The 4,167-nt window shown below is 71.8% G+C and carries 4 protein-coding genes; 1 reads left to right on the forward strand and 3 read right to left on the reverse strand.

Going from position 1 to position 4,167, the window contains the following annotated elements:
- Positions 1-141 precede the first annotated feature (141 nt).
- The 3 genes from glnII to ACZ7GZ_RS42485 all read right to left on the reverse strand — a co-directional run bounded on the left by glnII (position 142) and on the right by ACZ7GZ_RS42485 (position 2,988).
- Positions 142-1,173 (reverse strand): glutamine synthetase, encoded by a 1,032-nt coding sequence (gene glnII / locus ACZ7GZ_RS42475; RefSeq protein WP_471033140.1) that lies wholly within the window; start codon positions 1,171-1,173, stop codon positions 142-144.
- 597 nt (positions 1,174-1,770) lie between these two features.
- The gene (locus ACZ7GZ_RS42480) at positions 1,771-2,499 is read right to left on the reverse strand and encodes an RlpA-like double-psi beta-barrel domain-containing protein (RefSeq protein WP_471033142.1); all 729 of its coding nucleotides are present in this window, start codon (positions 2,497-2,499) and stop codon (positions 1,771-1,773) included.
- Between the two features lie 120 nt (positions 2,500-2,619).
- Positions 2,620-2,988 carry an ArsC/Spx/MgsR family protein gene (locus ACZ7GZ_RS42485; protein WP_471033143.1) on the reverse strand — a complete coding sequence of 123 codons (369 nt, stop codon included), beginning with the start codon at positions 2,986-2,988 and terminating at the stop codon, positions 2,620-2,622.
- Positions 2,989-3,747: 759 nt separating this feature from the next.
- Between ACZ7GZ_RS42485 and ACZ7GZ_RS42490 the strand changes: the two genes are divergently transcribed.
- Positions 3,748-4,062 carry a hypothetical protein gene (locus ACZ7GZ_RS42490; RefSeq protein ID WP_471033145.1) on the forward strand — a complete coding sequence of 105 codons (315 nt, stop codon included), beginning with the start codon at positions 3,748-3,750 and terminating at the stop codon, positions 4,060-4,062.
- Positions 4,063-4,167 lie beyond the last annotated feature (105 nt).

Raw genomic sequence — 4,167 nt, forward strand, 5'->3', positions numbered from 1 at the left:
CGACGACAAAGGGGGGGGGGTTGGGTGGTTTTGTGGGGGAGGAAGAGGGAAAAAAATCTTTTTATTGCGGGGGGGGGGGGGGGGGGGGGGGGAGCCCCCCCCCCCCCCCCCCCCCCCCCCCCTTCCGGAAAGCCGGACGGATCAGACCTGGCCGGCCTTCTCCAGCGCGCTGCAGCAGGTGTCCACCATCAGGCGGGTCACCACGTACGGGTCGACGTTGGCGTTCGGGCGGCGGTCCTCGATGTAGCCCTTGCCGTCCTTCTCCACCTGCCACGGGATACGGACCGAGGCACCGCGGTCGGAGACGCCGTAGGAGTACTCGTCCCAGGGCGCGGTCTCGTGCAGGCCCGTCAGGCGCTCGTCGATGCCGGCGCCGTAGTTCTTGACGTGGTCCAGCGGCTTGGAGCCCTCACCGAGCGCCTCGCACGCGGTGATGATCGCGTCGTAGCCCTCGCGCATGGCCTTGGTGGAGAAGTTGGTGTGCGCGCCGGCGCCGTTCCAGTCGCCCTTGACCGGCTTGGGGTCCAGGGTCGCGGAGACGCCGAAGTCCTCGGCGGTGCGGTACAGCAGCCAGCGGGCCACCCACAGCTGGTCGGAGACCTCCAGCGGGGACAGCGGACCGACCTGGAACTCCCACTGGCCGGGCATGACCTCGGCGTTGATGCCGGACAGGCCCAGGCCCGCCTTCAGGCAGTTGTCGAGGTGGGCCTCGACGATCTCACGGCCGAAGATCTCGTCGGCGCCGACACCGCAGTAGTAGCCGCCCTGCGGGGCCGGGAAGCCCTTCTCGGGGAAGCCCAGCGGACGGGAGCCGTCGAAGAAGGTGTACTCCTGCTCGATGCCGAAGATCGGCTCCTGCGCGGCGAACCGCTCGGCGACCTCGGCCAGCTCAGCGCGGGTGTTGGACGCGTGCGGCGTCATGTCGATGTCGAGGACCTCGCACAGGACGAGGATGTCGTCGCCGCCGCGGATCGGGTCCGGGCAGGTGAAGACCGGCTTGAGTACGCGGTCCGAGGAGTGGCCCTCGGCCTGGTTGGTCGAGGAGCCGTCGAAGCCCCAGATCGGCAGCGCGTCGAGACCGGCCGGGGCACCCGCGATGATCTTCGTCTTGGAACGGAGCTTGGCCGTCGGCGCGGTGCCGTCGATCCAGATGTACTCAGCCTTGAAGGTCACGGGGCCACATCCTTTGGGGTAAGTCGGGCGCACTCGTCGTCGCGGGTGCTGCGGCGCTGCGGCACTGGGGCGCCGCTCGATCTGCCCGGCAGCCTGTCAACAGGCCGTTTCCCGGCCATTGCCCGTATGTGAACCCCGTGTTACCTGGTGGTTTTGTGGCGCGGGTCACCTTGTGAGGTGCCGGCGGGTGAGGTATACGACGCTCGATCAGCGAACGAGTGCTGCCGGGCGGCGGAGCGGGTCGGCGCCCGGGCCTCAGGGGCCGGGCCGGCGACCGCCACCCCCGCAACGGTCGCCGACCTGACTGCGCCCGGCGCGCGCCCGCGCGGGTGCGCCGCCTGTTCCTCCTGTATCCGACCGGGTGCTACGCCGGGTACAAGGCGGCGTACCTGTTCCACGCCCTGCCGATGCTGCTGCGGCCCACGCCCGGCGCCGAGTGCGCTGCGGGCCCCGGAGGCGCCGGTCCTGCTGCTCGTGGCCGCGAACAGCAGGACCGTCCCCCACTCTGGGCCTCGCTCGAGCGGGGAGACCTCCGTCTCTCGTGAGGCGGCGGACCGGGCCCGCCGTCTCACCGCGTTTCTGTCCGGTTCCCGAGCCTCACCCCACCTTCTCGATGACCGCGTGGCGGATGAGGAACTTGCCGGGCTCCCGGACCTGCTCGAAGGCCGCGTTGTTCAGCAGGACGCAGCTGCCGGAGACCGAGGTGACCTTCACCGTCGTGGACTTGTTGTTGTCCAGGTTGGTGACCTTCAGGGTCGTCCCGGCCGGGAACTGGCCGCTGGACGCGGCCGGGGCGCCGCCCTCGCCGGACAGCGTGACCGTGGAGCCCTTGCAGACCTGCTGGCCCGAGCCCGCCGCGGCACCGCCGGCGTTGGCGTCGCCGGCGGCGGACTGCGAGGGCTGCGCACTCTGCTGGCCCGCCTGCTGTCCGGCGCCCGCCTGCTGACCGGCACCCGCCTGCTGACCGGAGCCGTTGCCGCCCTGCGCCGCCTGGGAGTCCTGAGCCGACTCCCCAACGGTGCATCCGGCGGCCTTCTGCTGGACCTCGATCTGCTTGATGACCGCCTCACGGTTGGCGATCCGGGCTGCCGACTGCGCGTCCGGATGAGCCTTCTGGTCCGCGATGAACCGGTCGTTGTTGCCGTGGGCCGTGGCCAGCCCCTGGCAGACGTTCGAGTCCCCGGCGGACAGCGTCTTGGCGTTGTGTGCGGGCTGCGCGGCGTTGGACGTGGTGGCCAGCGCGAAGGCCCCGCCGCCCGCCACCGCCGCGGCACTGACGAGCAGCGCGATCTTCTTCTTCGTACCGAGAGTTCTCCTGCGCGACATCCGCGCCTCCTGAAGAGGTAGGGGAGCGTACGCCGCTATGTACGAGATACCGAACGAAGTTACTCAGCGGTCGCAGGAGTCGGTGAAGTGGCTTGCGTCACAGGAGAGTTGAGCGGGTGCTCAGCTCTTGTTGTGTTCGAGCGCCTCCCGTACCGCCTCCTCGGAGCGGGCCACCAGGGCCGTTCCGTCGTCGGCGGTGATGATCGGGCGCTGGATGAGCTTGGGGTGCTCGGCGAGCGCGGTGATCCACCGCTCCCGCGCACTCGCGTCCCGCGCCCACTCCTTGAGCCCCAGTTCCCTGGCCTCGGCCTCCTGGGTGCGGGTGATGTCCCACGGCTCGAGGTTCAGCCGGTCGAGTACGGCCCTGATCTCGTCCTCGCTCGGCACGTCCTCCAGATAGCGGCGGACGGTGTACTCGGCCCCCTCGGCGTCGAGCAGGCTGATGGCGCTGCGGCACTTGGAGCAGGCCGGATTGATCCAGATTTCCATGCCGCACACGGTACGCGAAGCCCCGCTACCGCCCGGCGACGCCGGGCACCGCACCCAGCCGGAGCCGGAGCCGGAGCCGGAGCCGGAGTCGGAGCCGGAGCCGGAGTCGGAGCCGGATTCGGAGCCGGGGCCGGACCGTGCCCGCCACGACCGCGGCGCCGCCCACCCGCACCCGCCGTGCGGCCGTGTTCCGGGACGGCGGCCCCGCCGTAGCGGTGAGGGCGGACGGGGAGCCGAGGGCGTCCCCCCAGGTCGGCGGCGATGCCGGTCAGGCCCCGGCCGGCGGGACGGGCGGCGACGCAGCCGGTGCTGTCGGCGTTCGCGATGTCCTCGGGGACACCGGTCGACGGCGCGAACATCCGGGCCGGGAGGCGCCCGTCCGCCACCGGCTCCGTGTACACCTGGCAGCCGAGCAGCCCGCTGCGGTCGCAGGCCGGGCGCAGCCGGTCGAAGTCCGGTGCCAGTGAGGCGAGGAAACCGGTGGGCCCCCGTGGAGTTCCCACAGGACGCGCAGGCTCCGGCGCCGCCCGGACAGGTCGAGTGCCGCAGGGGGCGGCCGGACCGCGGTGTTCGAATTGACTCCGCCTCACCCATCCCTCGTGGAACTGGTGTGACACGGCGACAATTCCCTGCTGAGCTGGGTATTTGGCAGGTATCGCAGTCACCCCGTTGTCAGTGCCCGGCAGTAGACTGGTAGCAGTGTTCGAGGGCATCGCCGGACTGTCCGGCCGGTGCCCTGCCCGCGACAGGAGGATGCCTGTGCCCGCTGCCGCCCTGAAGCCGAAGCCGTTGCCCACCCAGTCCACCGTCCAGCGACCCGTGCTGTTCGACTCGCCCTACGAGCCCGTGGTCAAGCGGCCGCTGCCGGCCGGACGGCCGCGCGAGTGGTACGTCACCCACAACCGCCGTCTGAAGGCCATGCGCCTGGCCATAGCCCTGCTCGACTCCGGGATCCACCAGCCTGCCCAGGCCCGCAACGAGACGATCCGCAGCACGGCCGAGGAGATCGGCATGCGCCCGCCGTCCGACACGACGTGCCACATGGTGCGCGCCTTCATGCGCTACAGCCGCTGACGCCCGGCACCGGGGGGGGGGGGGGGGGGGGGGGGGGGGGGGGGGGGGGGGGGGGGGGGGGGGGGGGGGGGGGGGGGGGGGGGGGGGGGGGGGGGGGGGGGGGGG

The sequence above is a fragment of the Streptomyces sp. NPDC037288 genome, assembly GCF_055603265.1.